The 21,993-nt window shown below is 35.9% G+C and carries 23 protein-coding genes; 17 read left to right on the top strand and 6 right to left on the bottom strand.

The window, feature by feature from the left end:
• Nucleotides 1-10 precede the first annotated feature (10 nt).
• On the top strand, nucleotides 11-1,381 hold the full coding sequence (hflX, locus tag AM305_RS04640) for a ribosome rescue GTPase HflX (protein WP_005823529.1): 1,371 nt from the start codon (nucleotides 11-13) through the stop codon (nucleotides 1,379-1,381).
• A gap of 93 nt (nucleotides 1,382-1,474) precedes the next feature.
• On the opposite strand, the gene AM305_RS04645 is transcribed toward hflX, so the two are convergent.
• Complete coding sequence (locus tag AM305_RS04645) at nucleotides 1,475-2,224, bottom strand: MlaA family lipoprotein (protein WP_005823530.1); 750 nt, start codon at nucleotides 2,222-2,224, stop codon at nucleotides 1,475-1,477.
• Nucleotides 2,225-2,373: 149 nt separating this feature from the next.
• Here AM305_RS04645 and metJ point away from each other — a divergent pair, with 149 nt between their 5' ends.
• Genes metJ through panF form a run of 3 tightly spaced genes read left to right on the top strand, consistent with a single transcriptional unit; the run spans nucleotide 2,374 to nucleotide 4,405 of the window.
• Entirely contained in the window at nucleotides 2,374-2,691 is a 318-nt protein-coding gene (gene metJ, locus AM305_RS04650) for a met regulon transcriptional regulator MetJ (protein WP_005817935.1), read from the top strand.
• 45 nt (nucleotides 2,692-2,736) lie between these two features.
• Entirely contained in the window at nucleotides 2,737-2,973 is a 237-nt protein-coding gene (locus AM305_RS04655) for a YhdT family protein (RefSeq protein WP_005823531.1), read from the top strand.
• Nucleotides 2,963-4,405, top strand: a complete 1,443-nt coding sequence (gene panF, locus AM305_RS04660; protein ID WP_005823532.1) for a sodium/pantothenate symporter — start codon at nucleotides 2,963-2,965, stop codon at nucleotides 4,403-4,405. Before AM305_RS04655 ends, panF begins: the two co-directional genes overlap by 11 nt.
• 77 nt (nucleotides 4,406-4,482) lie before the next feature.
• Here the strand turns inward: panF and AM305_RS04665 are convergent, their stop codons facing one another.
• From AM305_RS04665 to AM305_RS04675, 3 genes are read right to left on the bottom strand one after another with little or no spacing between them, the layout of a single operon-like run.
• On the bottom strand, nucleotides 4,483-4,758 hold the full coding sequence (locus tag AM305_RS04665; protein ID WP_005823533.1) for a hypothetical protein: 276 nt from the start codon (nucleotides 4,756-4,758) through the stop codon (nucleotides 4,483-4,485).
• 25 nt (nucleotides 4,759-4,783) lie between these two features.
• Nucleotides 4,784-5,248 (bottom strand): outer membrane lipoprotein, encoded by a 465-nt coding sequence (locus AM305_RS04670; RefSeq protein ID WP_005823534.1) that lies wholly within the window; start codon nucleotides 5,246-5,248, stop codon nucleotides 4,784-4,786.
• 22 nt (nucleotides 5,249-5,270) lie between these two features.
• Nucleotides 5,271-5,876, bottom strand: coding sequence for a VOC family protein (locus tag AM305_RS04675; protein ID WP_035293942.1), 606 nt, complete (start codon nucleotides 5,874-5,876; stop codon nucleotides 5,271-5,273).
• A 33-nt stretch (nucleotides 5,877-5,909) separates the two neighbouring features.
• On the opposite strand from AM305_RS04675, the gene argS reads away from it, so the two are divergent.
• The 3 genes from argS (at nucleotide 5,910) to AM305_RS04690 (ending at nucleotide 10,777) form a co-directional block, all read left to right on the top strand.
• Nucleotides 5,910-7,637, top strand: a complete 1,728-nt coding sequence (gene argS, locus AM305_RS04680) for an arginine--tRNA ligase (protein WP_005823539.1) — start codon at nucleotides 5,910-5,912, stop codon at nucleotides 7,635-7,637.
• Between the two features lie 91 nt (nucleotides 7,638-7,728).
• Nucleotides 7,729-8,904, top strand: a complete 1,176-nt coding sequence (gene cgtA / locus AM305_RS04685) for an Obg family GTPase CgtA (protein ID WP_005823540.1) — start codon at nucleotides 7,729-7,731, stop codon at nucleotides 8,902-8,904.
• Nucleotides 8,905-9,139: 235 nt separating this feature from the next.
• A complete protein-coding gene (locus AM305_RS04690) occupies nucleotides 9,140-10,777 on the top strand; it encodes an ABC transporter substrate-binding protein (RefSeq protein ID WP_005823541.1) in 1,638 nt (545 codons plus the stop codon).
• 71 nt (nucleotides 10,778-10,848) lie between these two features.
• On the opposite strand, the gene AM305_RS04695 is transcribed toward AM305_RS04690, so the two are convergent.
• Entirely contained in the window at nucleotides 10,849-11,757 is a 909-nt protein-coding gene (locus tag AM305_RS04695) for a 1,4-dihydroxy-2-naphthoate polyprenyltransferase (RefSeq protein WP_005823542.1), read from the bottom strand.
• A 69-nt stretch (nucleotides 11,758-11,826) separates the two neighbouring features.
• On the opposite strand from AM305_RS04695, the gene tsaA reads away from it, so the two are divergent.
• The 3 genes from tsaA to AM305_RS12550 all read left to right on the top strand — a co-directional run bounded on the left by tsaA (nucleotide 11,827) and on the right by AM305_RS12550 (nucleotide 13,494).
• Nucleotides 11,827-12,564: a tRNA (N6-threonylcarbamoyladenosine(37)-N6)-methyltransferase TrmO gene (gene tsaA / locus AM305_RS04700; protein ID WP_005823543.1), complete on the top strand. Its 738-nt coding sequence runs from the start codon at nucleotides 11,827-11,829 to the stop codon at nucleotides 12,562-12,564.
• A gap of 63 nt (nucleotides 12,565-12,627) precedes the next feature.
• Complete coding sequence (locus AM305_RS04705) at nucleotides 12,628-13,338, top strand: SIMPL domain-containing protein (RefSeq protein WP_005823544.1); 711 nt, start codon at nucleotides 12,628-12,630, stop codon at nucleotides 13,336-13,338.
• A 15-nt stretch (nucleotides 13,339-13,353) separates the two neighbouring features.
• On the top strand, nucleotides 13,354-13,494 hold the full coding sequence (locus tag AM305_RS12550; RefSeq protein ID WP_005823545.1) for a hypothetical protein: 141 nt from the start codon (nucleotides 13,354-13,356) through the stop codon (nucleotides 13,492-13,494).
• 67 nt (nucleotides 13,495-13,561) lie between these two features.
• On the opposite strand, the gene erpA is transcribed toward AM305_RS12550, so the two are convergent.
• The gene (gene erpA, locus AM305_RS04710) at nucleotides 13,562-13,903 is read right to left on the bottom strand and encodes an iron-sulfur cluster insertion protein ErpA (RefSeq protein ID WP_005823546.1); all 342 of its coding nucleotides are present in this window, start codon (nucleotides 13,901-13,903) and stop codon (nucleotides 13,562-13,564) included.
• 165 nt (nucleotides 13,904-14,068) lie between these two features.
• Between erpA and AM305_RS04715 the strand changes: the two genes are divergently transcribed.
• Genes AM305_RS04715 through murJ form a run of 7 tightly spaced genes read left to right on the top strand, consistent with a single transcriptional unit; the run spans nucleotide 14,069 to nucleotide 21,973 of the window.
• On the top strand, nucleotides 14,069-15,205 hold the full coding sequence (locus tag AM305_RS04715; RefSeq protein WP_005823547.1) for an LPS O-antigen chain length determinant protein WzzB: 1,137 nt from the start codon (nucleotides 14,069-14,071) through the stop codon (nucleotides 15,203-15,205).
• 5 nt (nucleotides 15,206-15,210) lie between these two features.
• The gene (gene cps2T, locus AM305_RS04720; protein WP_005823548.1) at nucleotides 15,211-16,386 is read left to right on the top strand and encodes a beta 1-4 rhamnosyltransferase Cps2T; all 1,176 of its coding nucleotides are present in this window, start codon (nucleotides 15,211-15,213) and stop codon (nucleotides 16,384-16,386) included.
• Nucleotides 16,386-17,240 (top strand): LicD family protein, encoded by an 855-nt coding sequence (locus AM305_RS04725; protein ID WP_005823549.1) that lies wholly within the window; start codon nucleotides 16,386-16,388, stop codon nucleotides 17,238-17,240. The genes cps2T and AM305_RS04725 overlap by 1 nt, the downstream gene beginning before the upstream one ends.
• A gap of 5 nt (nucleotides 17,241-17,245) precedes the next feature.
• Nucleotides 17,246-18,268 (top strand): glycosyltransferase family 2 protein, encoded by a 1,023-nt coding sequence (locus AM305_RS04730; RefSeq protein WP_005823551.1) that lies wholly within the window; start codon nucleotides 17,246-17,248, stop codon nucleotides 18,266-18,268.
• A 12-nt stretch (nucleotides 18,269-18,280) separates the two neighbouring features.
• Complete coding sequence (locus tag AM305_RS04735; RefSeq protein WP_005823552.1) at nucleotides 18,281-19,411, top strand: EpsG family protein; 1,131 nt, start codon at nucleotides 18,281-18,283, stop codon at nucleotides 19,409-19,411.
• 2 nt (nucleotides 19,412-19,413) lie between these two features.
• On the top strand, nucleotides 19,414-20,514 hold the full coding sequence (locus AM305_RS04740) for a polysaccharide pyruvyl transferase family protein (RefSeq protein ID WP_005823553.1): 1,101 nt from the start codon (nucleotides 19,414-19,416) through the stop codon (nucleotides 20,512-20,514).
• Nucleotides 20,495-21,973 (top strand): murein biosynthesis integral membrane protein MurJ, encoded by a 1,479-nt coding sequence (murJ, locus tag AM305_RS04745; RefSeq protein WP_005823554.1) that lies wholly within the window; start codon nucleotides 20,495-20,497, stop codon nucleotides 21,971-21,973. Before AM305_RS04740 ends, murJ begins: the two co-directional genes overlap by 20 nt.
• Nucleotides 21,974-21,993: the final 20 nt, after the last annotated feature.

The raw sequence follows: 21,993 nt of genomic DNA on the forward strand, positions 1-21,993 counted from the left end.
TTCCATTCCAATGTTACAGCCAAGTGATGACGAAAGTCAGTCGCTTGGCTTTGTGTCTTCTGAAGATGGGGATGTTATTGAACATTCTCATGATCAAGATCGCGCAATTTTAGTTCACTTATTTTTCTCTTCACATAAAGATGTTGAAAATTTAGCAGAATTTAAAACATTAGCGGAATCAGCCGGTGTTGAAATTCTCTCAACCCTTACCACCACACGCGCTGCTCCGCATATTAAATATTTTGTTGGGCAAGGCAAAGCAGAAGAAATCAAACAAGCGGTTGAAGATTTAAACGCAACGGTAGTTTTGGTTAATCATGAACTTAGCCCTTCCCAAACCCGAAATTTACAATCTCTTTGTCAGTGCCGAGTTGTGGATCGCACGGGGCTGATTTTAGATATTTTTGCTCAACGAGCGAGAAGCCACGAAGGGAAATTACAGGTTGAACTTGCCCAACTTAAACACCTTTCAACCCGTTTAGTACGCCGTTTAGGCAATCAAGATCAGCAAAAAGGTGGTGCAGTTGGGTTACGTGGACCGGGTGAAACCCAGTTAGAAACGGATCGCCGTTTAATTAAAGTGCGCATTCAACAGCTCCAAAACCGTTTGGCAAAAGTGAGTAAACAGCGTGAGCAAAATCGTAAAACACGCCAAAAAGCAGATATTCCAACAGTTTCTTTGGTGGGATATACCAATGCAGGAAAATCCACACTTTTTAATGCGATAACCCAAGCCGGTGTTTATGCAGCAGATCAACTTTTTGCAACCCTCGATCCAACATTGCGAAAAATGCAGATCCAAGATGTTGGTACAACGATTTTAGCGGATACCGTGGGTTTTATTCGCTTCTTGCCGCATGATTTAGTTTCCGCCTTCAAAGCAACATTACAAGAAACGATAGAAGCAAGTTTATTGCTCCACGTGATTGATGTTTCTGATGATCGCAAAAACGAGAACATTACTGCTGTCAATCAAGTGCTTGATGAAATTGGCGCATTAGAAATCCCGAGTATTTTAGTTTTCAACAAAGTAGATCGATTAGAAGGCATAGCGCCTTTTATTGAACGAAATGAAGAAGGACGAGTGACAGCCGTTTATCTTTCTGCACACACGGGAGAGGGAATAGATTTACTGTATGAGGCAATCCGTGAGCGTTTACGCAATGAAATGATTGCTGAAACCGTACTTCTTCCGCCAACCGCTGGTGCAATTTACACATTATTTAAACAGCAAAATTGCCTGAAATCGGAAAAGTTTAATGAATTTGGCGATCGCATTGTACATATTGAGGTTAATAAAATTCAGTGGCATAAATGGTTGAAGCAATATCCTGAACTAACTGAATATCTTGCATTTGCGCAATGGTATTTAGAGGTTTAACAAGCGGTAAAATTTAGTTAGAATTTTGCAATGGTTGAAAAGCTAAATTATAGGAAATAATAGGGGGGAGGCTTCCCCCTCTATATATGATAGCTAGTCAATATTCTTTAATTCTTCTTCCGATAAGGTCTCTTTACCATCGTTAGTATCTTCAACTTTGCCATCTTTAACTTTAAAGTCTAAGTTTTGGAAATAGGCTTCGCGGAAAGTAACATACGAATCAGAAGAGCGTTGCAATAATGCATCTTGATCGAGCAATCTTGCACGTGTATCAACACCTTGTACCGCAAACTTGGTAATTGACCACGGTGTCGTTAAAAGAGATAGTGTTGGGTAGGCATTATCAACAACACGTCCTATTGCTTGACGAGGTGTCGTTGCACCATAGCCTGGAACCATAATATAAGCACCACTTCCTACGCCGTATTTGCCCATCGTATCTCCAAATTCACGAGAACCTTCTTGTTTTAAATCAGGCGTTAAGCTTGCCCAGTCAATTAAACCACCCAAGCCAAAGACCGTATTGATCCAGAAGCGGTTAAAGTGGATCATTGCTTTTTTACCTTCACCTTCGAGTAAACGGTTTACAAAACTTGCCGGTTCATCAAGGTTATTGGCAACATTGACTAAACCTGTTTTGATGGGGCTTGGTACGTAATCACGCCAACCTTTGGCAACAGGTTTTACGACATAAGGATCTAAGTATTCGTAGTTTACTTTCCACATAGCGCGGTTAAAACCTTCTAGTGGATCTTTACGCTCGCCCGTTGAGGGATCAATTGAGGAAGAACACGCGCTGATAATGAGCACGCTACTAAGTAATGCAATATATTTTAATTTCATTCTTTAATCTCATAAAAATGATTTTTGAGCATTTTAGCTGATGATAGAAAAAACACCAATAAAAATTAAGATAGAAATCTAGACGTCTAGATTGCGATATAGTTCAGATTTGATTACAATAACATCACTTTTTATAGGAGTAATGAGTAATGGCAAATTGGAACGGCGAATATATCAGCCCTTATGCAGAACACGGAAAAAAAAGCGAACAGGTAAAGAAAATTACCGTTTCGATTCCAATTAAAGTGTTAGAAATCCTGACGAATGAACGTACTCGCCGTCAAATTAAGAATTTACGGCACGCAACAAACAGCGAATTACTTTGTGAAGCATTCTTACACGCTTTTACCGGACAACCGCTCCCAACGGATGAAGATTTGATGAAAGAGCGTAGTGATGAAATTCCGGAAGAAGCAAAACAACAGATGCGAGAATTAGGTATTGATCCAGAAAATTGGCAATATTAACTAACAGGAGCCTCACGATTGTGAGGCTTTTTTAAAGGAACTTTTATGCAAAAACAACTGATTCGAGAAGCACGCTGGGCAATCGGGCTTTCTTTAGCTTATTTAGCTTGTTGGATTTTCTTTGGGTATTTTTTCCCTGTTAAAGCCGGGATATTAGGCTTTCCTATTTGGTTTGAACTTTCTTGTTTATTTTTACCGCTTGTCTTCACTCTGGCAGTATATGTTGTGATCAAAACTGTTTACCAAGAAATGGATTTGGAGGCAGAGCAAGATGACAAATAAAGAAATGTTAATTCCGCTTATTACCTATCTGCTTTTTGTCTTTGGGGTAGCTTATTATGCTTACCGCCAACGAGCCGGAAGTAGCTTTTTATCTGAATACTATATTGGTAGCCGCTCAATGTCTGGCTTTGTGTTGGCAATGACGACAGCAGCGACTTATCTTGGCGCAAGTTCCTTTATTGGCGGTCCAGGTGCGGCTTATAAATATGGTTTGGGCTGGGTATTACTCGCAATGATCCAAGTGCCGGCGGTGTTATTAGCTCTTGGTGTTTTAGGTAAAAAATTTGCGTTATTAGCCCGTAAATATAAAGCGGTAACGATCAACGATTTACTGCTTTCACGTTATCAAAATAAATTTGTTGTTTGGATCTCAAGCGTTGCTTTGTTGCTTTCTTTCTTTGCGATGATGACGGTGCAATTTATTGGTGCAGGGCGTTTATTAGAAACGACATTAGGGCTTGATTATCGTATGGCAGTCATCATTTTTGCCTGTACGGTTGGTATTTATACCTTTATTGGTGGTTTCCGTGCAGTTGTGATGACTGATACCATTCAAGGACTAGTGATGATTATCGGCACAGCCTTTTTATTTGGTGGCGTCCTTTATGCCGCAGGTGGTGTAGAGAATGCGATGAACACTATTCAAAGCATCAATCCGCAGCTTCTTGAGCCATACGGCATTGATGAAAGACCACTAGATTTTACTTTTATGACCTCTTTCTGGGTGTTGGTATGCTTTGGTTTAATTGGCTTACCTCAATTAGCGGTTAGAGGAATGGCATATAAAGATAGTGCTTCATTACATAAAGGATTGGTTATTGGCACACTTGCTGTGTCTGTTTTATCTTTAGGTATGCACTTAACCGGAGCTATTGGGCGAGCGGTTATTCCTGATTTAAAAATTCCGGATCAAGTTATTCCCACTTTGATGGTGCAAGTACTCCCACCATTAGCAGCCGGTATTTTTCTTGCAGCGCCAATGGCAGCAATTATGTCTTCCATTGACTCATTACTTATTCAGTCATCTTCAACTTTAATTAAAGATTTATATCTCTCTTTTAAACCAAGTGCAGCGAAAAACGAAAAACAGATACAATGGCTTTCAACGGTCATTACATTGAGCTTTACGATTTTATTGGTATTTGCATCATTTAACCCACCAGATATGTTGATTTGGCTAAATATGCTTTCCTTTGGTGGGCTTGAGGCAACGTTCTTATGGGTTATTGTGTTAGGACTTTACTGGGAAAAAGCTAATGCAAGCGGTGCAATTTGCTCAATGATTTGCGGATTAGTGAGTTATGTGATTATTGCTACTTTTAAAATCAGCATTTTCGGTTTTCATGCAATTGTACCTGCATTAGTGATAGGGTTAATTGGCTTTTTGGTTGGGAATGTGTTCGGAATGAAAAAAGGTAAGATTTTTTTATAGAGTAAAAATGGCTATAATGACATAAAAAATAATCCGGTTAATGATTTAACCGGATTATTTAGATTATTTAACGTGGATTATTTAAACTCGTAACGCGTAATTGTTTTTAAATCTGCGTCTTTATGTTCGTAATTATCAGTTACATTCACACGAGCACCAACAGCTGCATGAGCATCGTATTGACGAGTCATAGTAACAATTTCACCATTGTCTTTTTGAACTGTTAATTCAACAACATCTTTTGATAAATCTTTGCTACTTAATACAGTGGCATTACCTTTATCTGAATAAACTTCGGCAGTACAAGCCGCTAAAACCATGCTTACTAATAGAGCGAGAGAAAATTTTTTCATTATGTATCCTTAAAAGAACGAGAGTTTAAAGTAAAGAAACGTTTAAATCTGCATTAGAACCAACGATTCTTACACGTTTACCGGCAACAAAACCATCTTCTTTCTTCTGAACGACGACGATTTCTTTGCCATCATCTTTACGAATCACCATTTCTAAAGAAGAAACTTGACTCGCTTTTTCTTCAACTGTGCTACCAATCATAGCACCAGCAATTGCTCCTACTGCACTTGCTACCGCCTGACCACTACCACCGCCAATTGTTGAACCAGCTAAACCACCTAGCACGCCACCACCAACGGTACCGATTATGCCTTGGTTATCTGCTTGAATTTTAACATCACGTACCGATACAATAGTACCGTAGCTAATTGAGCGTGCTTCCTTAGCTTGATCGCTAGAATAAACACTACCGCTATAAATATCTGTATTGGCACAGCCAACCATCACAAAGCTAGATAATAAAGCTGCAGCTAATCCAAATTTTTTCATATTTTACTCCAATAAAGAAAATTCAGAAATCACTTTCTGAACGGATAACGTCATTTATACCATAAGGGTGTAACTTAAGACAAGAATGATTGCAAAAAGTTGCATTCTTGACAGTTATTGCAATAGTTGGATTGGGCAAACGTTCCCCTTCCACTTCAGGCTGACTTATTTTTAGTGCTAAGTCTGGATGTTCCGTTAAGCTAAATGTCGCTAACGTTCGTGTAATCCATTGTGCGGTATTTTCCGTTTCTAGCATTGGAAATACAGCTTCAACGTGTTCCCAGCCTTCTTTGGGGTAGTTTTTTCCTTTCGGAAAAGGAAGCTCTAAAATGGGAACAAGCTGGCCACATAAATTTAATGAATAAGGCAATAAAAAAAGCCCAATGGGACGACCGTTTACTTTACTTTCTTTAAGTAACTTTGCATTTCTTAACAAAAGTGTTCGCCATTTTTCAGCTTTTTCAATGCCATTCATTCGTATTGCAACATGATCAATCTCTAATTTAGCTAAATCAATTTTGGCTAATTGGGCTATTTGTAAAATATTTTGCTCAAATTGCGATAAATCGCCAAAACAAGCGGTCATTTCCTCGAAAAAATTTGCAGTTTCTGATATAATTTTGTCCATTTTTTTGTAAACAGAATTGATAGGTTATTAAAAGTGAATATTCAGCATATTTTATCGGAAAAAATCAAGCAAGCAATGATAAGTGCAGGCGCGGATTCAAATGTTGAACCGCTTGTTCGTCAATCAGGCAAGCCTGAATTTGGCGATTATCAAGCAAACGGTGCTATGGGGGCAGCAAAAAAATTAGGCATGAACCCACGTGAGTTTGCTCAGAAAATTTTAGATAATGCGAATTTAGACGGGATTGTTGATAAATTAGAAATTGCCGGTCCGGGCTTTATCAATATTTTCTTAAATAAAGCGTGGTTAGCGGAGAATGCAAATCAAGCATTGCAAGCGGTTAATTTTGGTATTCAAACTGCAAATCCACAAACGATTGTGGTGGATTACTCTTCGCCAAATGTGGCAAAAGAAATGCACGTAGGACATTTGCGTTCTACCATTATCGGTGATGCGGTTGTGCGTACACTTGAGTTCTTAGGGAATAACGTCATTCGTGCAAATCACGTTGGCGACTGGGGAACACAATTCGGTATGCTGATTGCTTATCTTGAAAAAATGGAAAATGAACACGCTAGCCAAATGGAATTAAGCGATTTAGAAGCGTTCTATCGTGCGGCAAAAGAACACTACGACAGTGATGAAGCCTTTGCTGAAAAAGCGCGTAACTACGTGGTTAAGCTACAAAGTGGCGATGAATATTGTCGTACGATGTGGAAAAAGCTGGTGGATATTACGATGCGCCATAACCAAGAAAATTATGACCGCTTGAATGTCACGCTAACGGAAAAAGACGTGATGGGCGAAAGCCTTTACAACCCAATGTTGCCTGAAATTGTTGCCGATCTCAAGGCAAAAGGGCTTGCCGTTGAAGATGAAGGGGCATTAGTTGTTTTCTTAGAAGAATTCAAAAATAAAGATGGCGACCCAATGGGGGTTATTGTTCAGAAGAAAGATGGCGGTTTCCTTTACACAACAACGGATGTTGCAGCGGCAAAATACCGTTATGAAACATTAAAAGCGGATCGCGCATTAGTTTTCTCCGATTCTCGCCAAGCACAACATATGCAACAAGCGTGGTTAATTACCCGTAAAGCAGGCTATGTGCCGGATTCATTCAGTCTTGAACACCCGTTCTTCGGTATGATGTTAGGCAAAGATGGCAAGCCGTTTAAAACCCGTTCAGGTGGCACAGTTAAATTAAAAGATCTTCTTGATGAAGCAGTAGAACGTGCAGATAAACTTATTTCAGCTCGCTCAACAGATTTAACTGCTGAAGAAAAAGCAGCAGTGGTTGAGGCTGTGGCAATTGGTTCTGTGAAGTATTCAGATCTTAGCAAAAACCGTACCACGGACTATGTGTTCGATTGGGATAATATGCTCACTTTTGAAGGTAATACAGCGCCTTATATGCAATATGCCTACACTCGTATCCGTTCGATTTTTGCGCGTGCCGGTATTGATGCTAATAATCTCACAGGCAATATTCTTTTAACTGAAGATAAAGAGCGTGCATTAGCGGTCAAATTGCTACAATTTGAAGAAGCGTTGAACGGTGTAGCAAAAGAAGGAATGCCGCATATTCTTTGCCAATACTTATATGAGTTAGCCGGCACATTCTCAAGCTTCTATGAAGCATGCCCAATTCTAAATGCAGAAGAAGCGGTAAAAAATAGCCGTTTACGTTTAGCCGCATTAACAGCGAAAACGCTAAAACAAGGTTTAGATCTCTTAGGAATTAAAACCGTAGAGAAAATGTAATAATTTTGCGGACGCACGCTGTGCGTCCCTATCGGTTACATTATTCAAAATTTATTGTAGGGACGCACAACGTGCGTCCGAGAGGAGCAAAATGAAATTTATTGATGAAGCCCTGATTCGTGTCGAAGCAGGTGATGGCGGTAATGGTTGCGTGAGCTTCCGCCGTGAAAAATATATCCCGAAAGGTGGACCGGACGGTGGTGATGGTGGCGATGGTGGCGATGTTTACTTAATTGCCGATGAAAACCTAAATACCTTAATCGACTACCGTTTTGAGAAGCGCTATGCCGCAGGGCGTGGTGAGAATGGACGTAGTGCAGGTTGTACCGGACATCGTGGTAATGACATTACTTTACGTGTACCGGTTGGAACCCGTGCAATTGATAACGATACCCAAGAAGTGATTGGCGATTTAACCAAGCACGGTATGAAAATGCTAGTGGCAAAAGGTGGCTATCACGGCTTAGGTAATACTCGTTTCAAATCATCGGTAAATCGTGCGCCACGTCAAAAAACCAACGGCACACCGGGCGAAAAACGTGATTTGTTACTCGAATTAATGTTACTTGCTGATGTGGGGATGCTAGGTTTACCAAATGCTGGAAAATCAACCTTTATCCGTAGTGTTTCTGCAGCAAAACCGAAAGTAGCAGACTATCCGTTTACCACCTTAGTGCCAAGTTTAGGTGTGGCACGTGTTGGTGCAGATCGTAGCTTTGTGGTAGCAGATATTCCAGGACTTATTGAAGGTGCGGCGGAAGGTGCTGGTTTAGGTATTCGTTTCTTAAAACACTTAGAACGCTGCCGAGTGTTGATCCATTTAGTGGATATTATGCCTATCGATGAAAGCGATCCGGCACATAATATTTCGGTAATTGAAAGCGAACTGTACCAATATAGCGAAAAACTTTCAGAAAAACCGACTTGGTTAGTTTTCAATAAAATTGATACTATCGGCGAAGAAGAAGCGGAAAAACGTGCTAAAGAGATTGCAGAGCAAATTGGCTGGGAAGGCGATTACTACCTTATTTCTGCTGCAACAGGTCAAAATGTCCAACAGCTAACCCGTGATATTATGGACTTTATTGAAGCAAACCCTCGTGAGCTTGAAGAAGAAAATAAAGAAGCGGAAGAAGTGAAATTCAAATGGGATGATTATCATCAGCAAGCTATGCAAAATCCAATTGAAGAAGATGATTGGGACGATTTTGATGATGATTGGTCTGAAGAAGATGAAGAAGGCGTAGAGTTCGTTTATACTCGATAAATGCTTTGATCTGCAAGCGGTTAACTAAGTGAATATCCCTATTAAGTATTGTATAGAGGATGAAAACGGATAGAGAATAAGAATGTTATAAATATAGGTAAGAAAAGTGGCTGTACATGCGATGTATAATGCTATTTTTTATATCTTTTGGTTATAAGTGCATACCTTTTATTCTTTACTCAAATGTTAATAAAAGGTAATCTCTCGTTAAATTTTCCCTTTATTTGAGGTTCTTATGAAATTAAATAAATTAACTGCCGTTGCAGCAGGCTTAGTGGCGGCTTTTGCTTTAACCGCTTGCGATGATAAAAATACAGAAAACAAAACTGCAGCAAAACCCGCTGTGGAAAAAACATTTGTAAACTGCGTAAGCCGTTCGCCACAATACTTTAGCCCAGCTTTAGCAATGGACGGTATTTCATATAATGCGAGTTCACAACAAGTTTATAACCGTTTAGTGGAATTCAAACGTGGTTCAACCGAAATCGAGCCGGCTTTAGCTGAAAGTTGGGACATTTCTGAAGATGGTTTAACTTATACTTTCCATTTACGTAAAGGGGTTAAATTCCACTCAAATAAAGAATTTACGCCAACACGTGATTTAAATGCGGATGATGTGGTCTTTTCATTTAATCGTCAGTTAGATCCAAATCACCCATATCACAACGTATCAAAAGCAACCTATCCGTACTTTAAAGCAATGAAATTCCCTGCTTTATTAAAATCGGTCGAAAAAGTTGATGAAAATACCGTGAAATTTACCCTTAACAAGAAAGATGCAACTTTCCTTTCAAGTTTAGGTATGGATTTTACGTCAATCTACTCTGCTGAATATGCCGATGCGATGTTAAAAGCTGGTAAACCGGAAACGATTGATAGCACGCCTATCGGTACAGGTCCATTTGCGTTTACAGGCTATGTGTTAGATCAAGCAAGCCGTTATGTTGCGCATAAAGATTATTGGAACGGTAAAGCAGATTTCGACCGCTTGATCTTTGAAATCGTGCCGGATGCAACAACTCGCTATGCGAAATTACAAGCGGGGCAATGTGATTTAATCGATTTCCCAAATGCAACAGATATTGAGAAAATGAAAACCGATCCGAAAGTGAATTTACTTTCAAATCCAGGTTTAAACATTGCTTATGTTGCCTTTAATACTGAAAAAGCGCCTTTCGATAATGTGAAAGTTCGCCAAGCGTTAAATCTTGCCGTAGATAAAAAAGCGATCATTGATATCGTATATCAAGGTGCAGGTGTAGCCGCGAAAAACCCTCTACCGCCAACAATTTGGGGCTATAACAACAGCTTGCCGGATTCAGAATATAACATTGAGAAAGCAAAACAGTTGTTAGCAGAGGCTGGCTATCCAAACGGTTTTGAAACAGAATTATGGGTTCAACCGGTTGTTCGTGCTTCTAACCCGAACCCTCGCCGTATGTCTGAAATTATCCAAGCAGACTGGGCAAAAATTGGCGTGAAAGCAAAATTAGTAACCTATGAATGGGGCGACTATATTAAACGTACTAAAGCAGGTGAATTAACTGCAGGGACTTATGGTTGGTCTGGCGACAATGGTGATCCGGATAACTTCTTATCGCCATTATTCGGTTCAAGCAACATTGGTAACAGCAACTATGCTCGTTTCAATAACCCAGAGTTAGATGCTTTATTAGATAAAGCGATTGGTTTATCCGATAAAGCGGAACGTACGAAACTTTATGAGCAAGCGCAAGTATTATTACGTGAGCAAGCACCATGGATTAACGTTGCACACTCAATTAACTTTGCGCCGACAAGTAAACGTGTTCAAGACTATAAACAAAGTCCGTTTGGTTACACCTATTTATACGGTACAAAATTAACTGACTAAATAAACAACAGTTACAATAAAAGCCTATCAGTTCACAGTACTGGTAGGCTTTTCTTTTTATACTCTTTGGGTTACCCCAACACAATCCCTAAACTAAATAACAAATTCGTCAGCAATGCTAACCCTGCCATTTGCCCTAAAATTGGGCGGAGTTCGATAGGATCTTGATGTAGATATACAAAGCGTCCGTGTTTAAACAAAAGTGGCACAGCAAGTAAAAAGAGATAGCTATACCAATGTTGAAATTCAGAAATGGCAAAAATCAGATAAGAAACGACCGCTAGTATCAATAATAAGGCGTGATAAATTCGCCCGTTTTTTGAGCCAATACGCACAATTAAGGTATTTTTGCCAGCTTGTCTGTCTTGATTTATATCACGTAAGTTATTGATATTTAAAACGGCAACAGATAGTAAACCGCAACCAAATGCCGGAATAAAAATAAGCCAAGGTAAGCTATGCGCTTGCAGGTAAAATACGCCGATAACCGCGACAAAACCAAAGAAAATCAGCACAAATAGATCACCTAATCCTAAGTAACCATAGGCTTTTTTGCCAACAGTATAAGTAATGGCGGCAACAATCGAAATGATACCTAAGCCTAAAAAGACCAATAAATCTTGTATGCCTTCATAAGCATAAAAACTGAGGGTCGCCCCCGAAATAAAGGATAAAACACTGAGCAAAATGACTGCTTTTTTCAACTGCTCACCAGTGATTGCACCGTGTTGAATGGCTCGGAGTGGTCCAATGCGTTCCTGTGTATCAGAGCCTTTTACGTGATCGCCATAGTCGTTGGCAAAATTAGATAAGATCTGTAATAAAATCGTGGTTAAAAAAGCGAGAAGTGTTGTAATCACGTTAAACTTCCCTGCCCAATGCGCTAACGCAGAGCCGATAATAATAGAAGCTAAGGCTAAGGGTAAAGTTTTAGGGCGAGCCGTACTAAACCAAATAGAGAAAGTCGAATCTTTGTTCATTGTGTGTATTTCATTTAAAATAATAGAATGATTTATTTTAACAGAAAAACGAAGCTGTGCTGATGAGTTATGTGTAGTCCAATCACTTTATCCCCTATTGGTGTGATCGAAAGCCCCTATGATGAAAAATTTTCTGTGCCTCGCCAGCCTAATTTAGTGGCAGAAGGTAAAGGCATTTTACGTTTATTGCCGCCTTATAATTCGCCTGATGCGGTAAGAGGATTAGAGCAATTTAGCCATTTATGGATCATTTTCCAATTTCATCAAATCCCTGAACGAAGCTGGCACGCAACAGTTCGCCCACCAAGATTGGGCGGAAATGAACGCATTGGTGTTTTTGCTTCTCGAGCAACCCACCGCCCGAACCCGATTGGTTTATCGAAAGTCAAATTAGAAAAAATAGAATGTAAAGATGGCGAAGTGCGGCTTTATCTCGGCAGTGTCGACTTAGTGAATGGCACACCGGTTTTAGATATAAAACCTTACATCGCCTATGCCGATAGTGAACCGGAAGCCTTTTCGGGTTTTGCGCAAGAAAAGCCACAAGCAAAATTAACGGTAAGTTTTTTACCGGAGGTTGAGCAAGCGGTTAAAAAACAGAAAAATTTTGCTAAATTTGGTATTCAAGACCCGTTAGCCTTTATCTCTGATGTGATTGCACAAGATCCTCGTCCGGCTTACCAACAAGAGAAAAAATCGGATCGTATTTATGGTATGAATTTAGCCGGCTGTAATGTTCGCTGGAAAATTGATGAACAAGAGATTTGTAAAGCAATTGTAATAGAGATTAAAGTTCTGAACTTTTAAGGGGTTATTATGCCTAACGCTAGGCTTTTATCGAGATAATTTAAAACTCAAAAGGAATAACATATGAAATTGAAAAAAATCTTCGCAATTTTACCGCTTGCAGTCGCGACTCTCAGCGTTTCTGCGGAAAGTCCTGTTGAAGCGCAATCAACCAATGAGGCGACAACCTTTCAGTTCTCTACGGAAGTTAGCCGTACCGTTGAAAAAGATTTAATGCAAGCAACGGTTTACAGCCGAAAAAATGGCAAATCACTAGAAGCATTAAAGAAAGATGTTTCTGCGAATTTAAATAAAGTTATTGAGCAAGCAAAGGCTCACCAAGATATTGAAGTTCAAGCAGAAGGCATTACCAACTATGTGAATTACAATGAAAAACAAAAAGTTGATGGTTGGATAGCGGAAGGTTATATCAATTTAAAAAGCAAAAATTTTGATGCAATTGCAAAAGTGCTAAATGATTTAGGCGAAGATGTTGCAGTTGCAAACATTAGTTTTAGCGTATCGCCGGAAAAAATGAAAGCACTTGAAGATGAGATGACTTTAGAGGTCATTCAGCAATTCCAACATAAAGCAGCAGTGATTCAAAAGGGATTAAGTGCAAAGCGCTACTTGTTGGTTGATGTGCAATTAAATACACCAAATGGCAATAATAGCTTTGAAGCTGCACCAATGAGAATGGCAAAAATGGCAAGCAGTTACTCCGATAATATACCGCTTGAAGCCGGCAAAGAAACTATTTCAGCTGTTGCATCAGGTAAAGTGCGCTTTGAATAGTGAAAGGGAACAAAAATGAGAAAATGTTTAAAAGTCATAGGTCTTTTGGGAATTTGCGCAACATTAAGTGGCTGTTTAGTTACCTCTGTTGTTGGCGGTGTCGTTGGCACAGCTGTTGATGTTGTTGATGCTGTAACCCCTGATATTGTTGATTAGGTTAAATTCTAAAAGAAAATGACCGCTTGTAATTTCAATAGATTTACAAGCGGTCATTTTTTTACAATTAAATACTAAATGAAGAGCCACAGCCACAAGTTGAACTTGCATTAGGATTATGTACAACAAAACGCGAACCATCTAATCCTTCTGTATAATCTACAGTACCACCAATTAAATACTGCAAACTCATTGGATCAACAACAAGCCCAACATTTTGATTTTCAATGGTTAAATCGCCTTCATTGATTTGATCATCAAAGGTAAAACCATACTGGAAGCCACTGCAGCCCCCACCGGTAATATAAACGCGCAAACGAAGATTAGGGTTATCTTCGCCTTCTATTAAGCTTTTAACCTTATTTGCTGCTGCATCTGTAAAGGTTAAAGGGATTTGAATATCGCTCATGTTTAATCTCATAAAACAAAAATTAGCTATATATTATCGCTAAATCTAAGAAAGTGAGCAATAGAATTCTTGATGAATAAGGTTGCAAAGCATGTAGCTAAATTTTAAGTGTTGTAGTAAAATAGATTAATTTTAAGCCTTACAACAAACAAGCTAGGATTAGTTATGTCTTCTCAATCAAAAATGAATTCAGCCAATGATGAAATTGATTTAATTGAACTTGTAAAAACTCTTTGGGACAAGAAAATTTGGATTATTATTTCTACGGTCATCTGTACGGCAATTGCTGGTATTTATGCCTTTACCGCAAAAGAACAATGGACTTCTAAAGCTGAAGTGATTGCGCCTAAAGTAACAGATTTAGGGAGTTATTTTAATGTGCGTAAAGAATATGCTCGTATTTTAGGGCAAGAATTTGATGCTGGAGCATTAGCAAATGGTTTATTTGCTAAATTTAACCTGTTATCGGAGTCATTAGATGAACGTAATGAGTTTTTTGTCCAATCTGATGTATATAAAAAACTTATAGAAGGAAAGGATGAAAAATCCCAAAGATCTATATTGTCGAATCTTACTCGTGAAAATATTGCAATCACAAAACCTGATCCTAAAAAAGAGCCAGATTTAATCGGTCGCCGAATCAGTTTTTTAGCAGAAACGCCTGAAGATGCGCAATTAACGTTAGAGAAATTTATCGCTTTTACGAGTCAATCAGCCTATCAATTAGAATTAGAAAACTTTCTGATTAATTTAAATGAAGTGCTTTCTGACTTAACGTATGAGAAAACAAAATTTGAAAGAGACTTATCTATTCAACGTTCAGTACAACTTGAAAATTTACATAATGCACTTAACATAGCGAAAGAAGCAGGAATCAAAGATTATGCGAAAGCTTTTGGTGCAACAAATGATACAGCTCTTCAAGCAATTGCAATGTCTGAGACCAAAATTCCATTATCGGATTCAAAATTAAGTGATGGAACATATTTATTTATGTTGGGAGAAAAGTATCTTCAAGCTCAAATTGATGTATTAACTCAAAAAGGTGTGATCTACCCACCAAGATATTATCAAGTAAGTGAGTTATTAAAAGAATTAGAGCCGTTACTAGTAAAAGTAAAAGAAGCCAAAGCGAATGCGTTTAGTTATCAGGCGAGTCCGGATTATCCTGTGGTAAAAGATAAGCCTAAACGCTTATTTATCTTACTTGGTGGCGCTGTCGCTGGCGGATTATTATCAGCGTTAGTATTAATTATGAATTATTTATTTAAGCAAAACCGACGTCTAGAAGATAAAGAGTAAATATTGTGAAAAATGTATATATTATTGGTTCAAAAGGGATTCCTGCTAACTATGGCGGATTTGAGACATTTGTTGAGAAATTAACTGAATATCAACAATGCAAAAATATCAAATATTATGTAGCATGTATGCGAGAAAACTCGTTAAAGTCAGGTATAAATTTGGATGTTTTCGAACATAATGGTGCAACTTGCTTTAATGTTGATGTGCCTAACATAGGTCCTGCAAAGGCTATTTACTATGATGTTGTAGCTTTAAATAAAGCTATTAAATTAGCTATAGAGAATAATGATGTGGCACCAGATTTTTATGTGCTTGCATGCCGTATTGGACCATTTATTCATTATTTCAAGAAAAAAATCCAATCTATTGGGGGACGTTTACTTGTTAATCCTGATGGTCATGAGTGGTTGAGAGAAAAATGGAGTCTACCGGTACGAAAATATTGGAAATTTTCTGAATCTCTCATGGTAAAGCATGCAGATCTATTAGTATGTGATAGTAAAAATATTGAGTTATATATTCAGGACGAATATAAAAGATTTAGACCTAAAACTACATATATTGCTTATGGAACAGATCTAAGTAAATCAACATTTTCATCAGATAGTGAAATAGTAAGAAAATGGTTTCAAGAGAAAAATATTTCTGAAAACGGCTATTATTTAGTTGTTGGCCGTTTTGTTCCAGAGAATAATTATGCATCAATGTTGAGAGAATTTATTAAGTCGAATAGCAAGAAAGACTTTGTTTTAATTACGAATGTAGAGAAAAATAGTTTTTTTGAAAAATTAAGAGCAGAAACTAAGTTTGATCAAGACTCTAGAGTTAAATTTGTTGGAACGGTTTATGATCAAAATTTACTAAAATATATTCGAGAAAATGCTTTTGCTTATTTTCATGGGCATGAGGTAGGGGGAACAAATCCTTCTTTACTAGAAGCCCTAGCCTCAACAAAACTAAATTTGTTACTTGATGTTGGTTTTAACCGTGAAGTTGCGGAAGATTCTGCAATTTATTGGAAGAAAGATAATTTATCAATGGTTATTGAAAACGCAGAGTTGCTAGATATTGATGAAATTAGTCAGTTACAATCTAAAGCTTTTGCAAGAGTAAAAAAACACTTCTCTTGGGAATTTATTGTAGATAAGTATGAATTATTATTTAGAGGAAAATTATAATGGTGAACTTAAATACATTTAATAACCTCAGTGAATTATCACTAAGAGAAAATCAGTTGGTTTCTCTTAATATTTTGAACATTATTGTAAATATTTGTGAAGCGGAAGGTTTTCGCTATTATTTAATGTATGGAACATTAATTGGTGCAATCAGACACAAGGGACTAATTCCATGGGATGATGATATTGATATTATGATGCCACAGAATGATTATGAAAAGTTATTGGCGTTTCTACAGGAAAATGAAATTCCAAATATTAAAGTTTTCAATCCTCAGTCCGTGAAAGAATATCCATATATGATTACCCGTATCAGCGATACTAGATATATTATTGATGTAGAGAATGAACAAAGCTATGGTTTGGGCGCTTTTATTGATATTTATCCATTTTATGGTCTAGGAGATACTAAAGAAGACGCATTATCACTTGGTTTGAAAGGCGATAGACTTTCTTCAGCATGTTATCAAGCAACAAGATTAAAATATAAAGTAGAAACTACTAAAAAATGGTATCGGAAATTATTAAAATTTCCACTATTTCTTATTACTAAATTAATAGGAAAAGACTATTTTCAAAAAAAGCTTTTTGAGTTAATACAAAAATGCAAAGAATATGATAGTTCAAAGTATGTAGGGTGTATTGTTTGGCTATCTGGCGGAGAGAAAGATATCTTCCAAAGAAAATGGTTTGAGGATAGTATAGATGTGGAGATGGAAGGAAGAAACTATAAAGTTCCAGCTAAATATGATGATATTTTAACTCATATTTATGGGGATTATATGAAATTACCAGATAAGAAGGATCGAGTTGCTCATCATGGTTATAAAATATATAAAAAGAATACTAGGTAAAAGAAATGACTAATTTAAGTATAATTGTCCCAGTCTATAACACTCCGATAGATAAATTAAGAGTCTGCTTACATTCAATTATTAAGTTTATAAATTTTAATAAAGAGTTAAATATAGAATGCATCATTATTGATGATGGTTCTACAGAATCCATTTCTAATTGGTGCTGTGAATTTGTTTCAAATTATTCTAATTTTAAATTTTATAAAAAGCAGAATGAAGGTGTTAGTATTGCTCGAAATACCGGTATTGAATTATCTAAAGGAGAATATATAACTTTTGTTGACTCAGATGATATATTACTTCCTATTAAAGATTTATCAAAATACTTATTATCTCAAAAGTATGATTTATTATTTACAGATTTAAAGACAAATAAACAACAAAATTGGTTTGCTTTTTCTGGAGGGACGAAGAAAGAAATTGAGCTGGAAACAGTTATTGCTAGGCTTGTAGAGAATGGTACATTAAATGGGCCGTATTGTAAATTCATCAGAGGTTGTTTGTTGAGAGAAAAAGAAATTAGATTTGATTATACAATGATTACAGGGGAAGATTTGGTTTTTCTTATTCATCTTTTATTGCAATCACCTAAAATGTATTATATTCCTCAGTGTTCATATATTTATAATTTGGATAATGAAACATCCAATAGTCGTTTAATTAATAAACCTAACATCATTATTGATAATAATAATAAAATGTACCAAGCTATGATAAAATTAATATCAAATGCTTTACCGATAGAAAAGCAATTCTATTATAAGGTAAAAGCAACGGAAAGAATGATTAAGCAACTTTTTAATACAGCTGCTGATTTAATTACGATGAAAATATTTTCTAAAGAGTCTAAATGTGGGATTAGAACATCCTTATTGCAAATAGATGAAAATATAATAACAGCCCTAACTAAAACTAGATATTCAAAATCATCAATACGTTTATCTATTTTATTAAATCAGAAATGGTCATTATTAACTGTTATTGGAAAAATAAGGTTGATTTATTTGAATCTAAAAAATAGATAGTATGAGGACGGTATGTTTCCTTACATAATTACATTTCTTTTATCTACTCTGCTATTGTTTTTTTCCGATAGAGTTAAAGTAAATCAAAGAAATTATATTGTTATTCTAGCGCTAATTTTGCCTGCTGTACTTGCAGCTTTTAGGGCGAATAATATTGGTACTGATGTTGAAGTCTATTTAAATCCCATCATAAATGCGGCACTTGAGACTTCCTCTTTTGATGAGTATTTGAATTTTGAATGGTTTGGAGAATGGCGACCTGTTTTGGTTAGTGAGTTTGAGATAGGATTCACCACACTCGTATATTTTATTGCAAATTCTTTTGGAGTGACATGGACTAAATTCATTCTTCAATTGCTAATCATTTTTCCTATTTATATTGCTATTAAAAAATACAATAAATACCCAGCCTGGTTGGGGATGTTGGTTTTTTACCTAATGATGTATAATTCTACTTTGAATATGATTAGGCAATCTATAGCTATTTCTTTTATATTATTGGCTATTGTTTACTTTTTGGAAAATAAAAAGAAGTATTTCATTATTAGTTTCTTAATAGCGGTACTATTTCATAAAACGGCTTTTATATTATTGGTAATTGTGGCGCTTTATTACTGGATAAGATTGAAATCATTACACCACAAGACGATTATCTATTCAGAGCTTTATAAGGTCTTTATCGTAATTTTATTGGCAGTTTGTGGACTATTTTCAATAAATTTAATTGCAAAGTTATTAAGTCTAATAGGTTACGATTCCTATTTGAATTATTTAGAAGGTAAATTTTATTTTCTTCCTAATCAACTAGCATATCATGCCCCAATTTTTTTACTTATTTGCTATAATTGGAAAAAATGGAATTCTTACGAATATAATGCTAGATTTTTCCTAGCGCTATTTGTTTTGATGTTAGTATGTTTACAACTTAGAAGCATCAATATGTACTTAGGAAGAGTTGCAAGCTTTTTTGGGTGCTTTTCGGTGTTAATCTACCCTTCTCTTTGTTACACTAGTCGTAGCCAAACAAAGCGTTTTTTAATGATTAGTTATTTGATTATTTATCTTGGTATTTATTGGTACCAATATTATGTAATAAATGGTATTGATGCTACCATACCATATCTAATGCTGCTAGAGGAATAATAATGGATATTTTTGTTCGTGGTTTTTTTCATATTAATTTAGGTGATGATTTATTTTTATATATGCTAGCAAAGCGTTATCCTCAACATAAATTCCATGTGATTCTTAATAGTGAATATACTAGTGTATTTCGAGATCAAGATAATATAATTATTCACTCATATCACAAAATAAGACGTGCCTTAGACCGTATTCTAATCAAATATGGTCAAGATTTTTATACAACAATTGAGAAAAAATGCCAATTAAATGTTGTAATTGGCGGCTCTATTTTTCAGGAGGGGGAGAATGATTTTGGGGCGTATGAACGATTAGCACAAATGCCTTGTTTAAATCCAACTTATATTTTGGGAGCTAATTTTGGACCTTATACGACAGAGAAGTATCGATTACTTGTTCAGGACTATTTATCTTTAGCGAAGGACGTATGTTTTCGTGATAAATGGTCTCAAGAAAAATTCTCAGAACTATCAAATATTAGATTTGCACCAGATATAGTACTGGGGCTTAATAATATTATTTCATTTAATAAAGAAGTGAAAAAACAAGTTTTTATTTCCGTAATAGATTATTCAAGAAAGCCTGGTGTCTCTGAAGATAAAGTCACTCAATATGAACAGTTTATCCTTAATTGCATTAATTATTATAGCCAGTTAGATTACGATGTAATTTTATCTTCGTTTTGTAAAATGGAGGGCGATGAGGAGGCTATAAAAAGATTAAGACATAAAATTACTAACGATATAAACTTTTCTATTTTGAATTATACTGGTGATAATTGGAAAGAGTTAGTCAATGCGATTCAAAACTCCATGTTAGTAATTGCTTCAAGATTTCATGCGATGATATTGGCTGGGGGAGCAAGGGTACCTGTATTTCCTATCGCATACAACAAAAAATTTAGCCAGTTTCTTGATGATTTTAATTTATCCTCTTATTGTATCTCAATGGAAGAATTAGTTAACAAGAAACCAGAGAAAATGGATTATTTTTTGTTTAATAATATTGAAGAAATTAGCAATAATGCTAATAAACATTTTATTAAATTAGATGAACTCCTATTGGGAGATGGTTGCGAGAATAATGAAAGAATCTACAAATAGGAAAAAAGTTTTTCAGTTAATAACAATGATTTTGTTAACTAGCTGTTCGCAAATTGTCGCTCTTTATAAGTCTAAGTTTACAGCTGTGACTTTTGGGGCGACAGATTATATGGATGCCTACAATTTTTCATTGGGAATAGCTTCGTTTGTTTTTTCTCTAGTTACAGCTGGAATTACCACTATTATTATTCCTGCATATGTAAAGAAAGTATCTTTACGAGTAGTCAATACGTTTATTACTATTACCTATGGTAGCGTTATTCTAATCGCATTAATTATTCTAAATTTTCGTATTCCTTTCATCTCCTTTTTCACAGAGCGCGGTGATAATTTTGTTTCTATTGCCTCAACTCTTTTAATTATATCATTTATTATTCAGGGTATTACTGCTTTTTTAGCAGTGACGGCTGCTTATTATCAATGTGAAAATAGGTATAACACCCCTAAGTTTATCGTTCTTTTAGTTAATTTATTTGTACTTATCACTTTGTTATTTGGTGAAATAAATAATATTCGCGCCTATTTCTCTCTTTTACTTATAGCTGCACTAATGAACTTGATTTTAGATATCATATGTGCAGTTACAATCGGGTTTAGATATACATTGTGTTTTGATATAAAAAATAAAGAACTTATGAACATGATGAAAACATTCTTTCCTGTATTGCTAGCTTCAAGCGTTTATCAGTTTCAACTTGTTATAGGGACGACTGTTGCCACAAATTTACCTGAAGGACAAGTAACGATATTAAGTTACTCATCACAAATTATCACTCTAGTCAATGCTGTAATTATTGGAAATTTGACTACATATGTATATCCCAAAATTCTAGCCAAGTTAGAAGACATCTGTATTCTCAGTTATTTTTGGGATTATTGTATATTATTTCATGCTATTTTAATGTTAATTATTGCCGGTTTTATAAATGTAGGATTAGAATTTGTATCATTGTTATTTCTAGGAGGGAAGTTTACACAGGATAATGTCAATATTTTATATTTTTGTGCATGTGTATTTATTTTTTCTCAGCAATTTTATATCCTTATTGATCTAATTTATAAATATTTCTATGCTCATGGTAATACAAAGGATACATTCAGAAATAGTATTACAGCTAGTAGCTTAAATATTATTCTTACTTTATTTCTTGTAAAATTTTGGGGCATATATGGTATTGTGCTAGTTTCATCCTTGACTGGTTTTTTCTCATTGAGTACAATTCTCTTAAGATTTAAAAAGAGATTTGGTTTAGGGATTAGGTTTCATTTTATTCTTCTTGAATTAGGAAAGAATTTGTTTTCGATGATAGGTACTGTTTTGATTATTCAATGGATGAAGTCTATTTACATTATTGCGGATACAATAATTTCTATATTAGTATATGGGATATTATCAATATTGGTATATGTAATGCTCTCTTTATTATTAAGAACTAGAATAAAACAAATTAGATTATAGATATTAATTTGGATGGTGAG

Source organism: Actinobacillus minor NM305, from assembly GCF_000175195.1.
Taxonomy (GTDB): Bacteria; Pseudomonadota; Gammaproteobacteria; order Enterobacterales; family Pasteurellaceae; genus Haemophilus_A; species Haemophilus_A minor.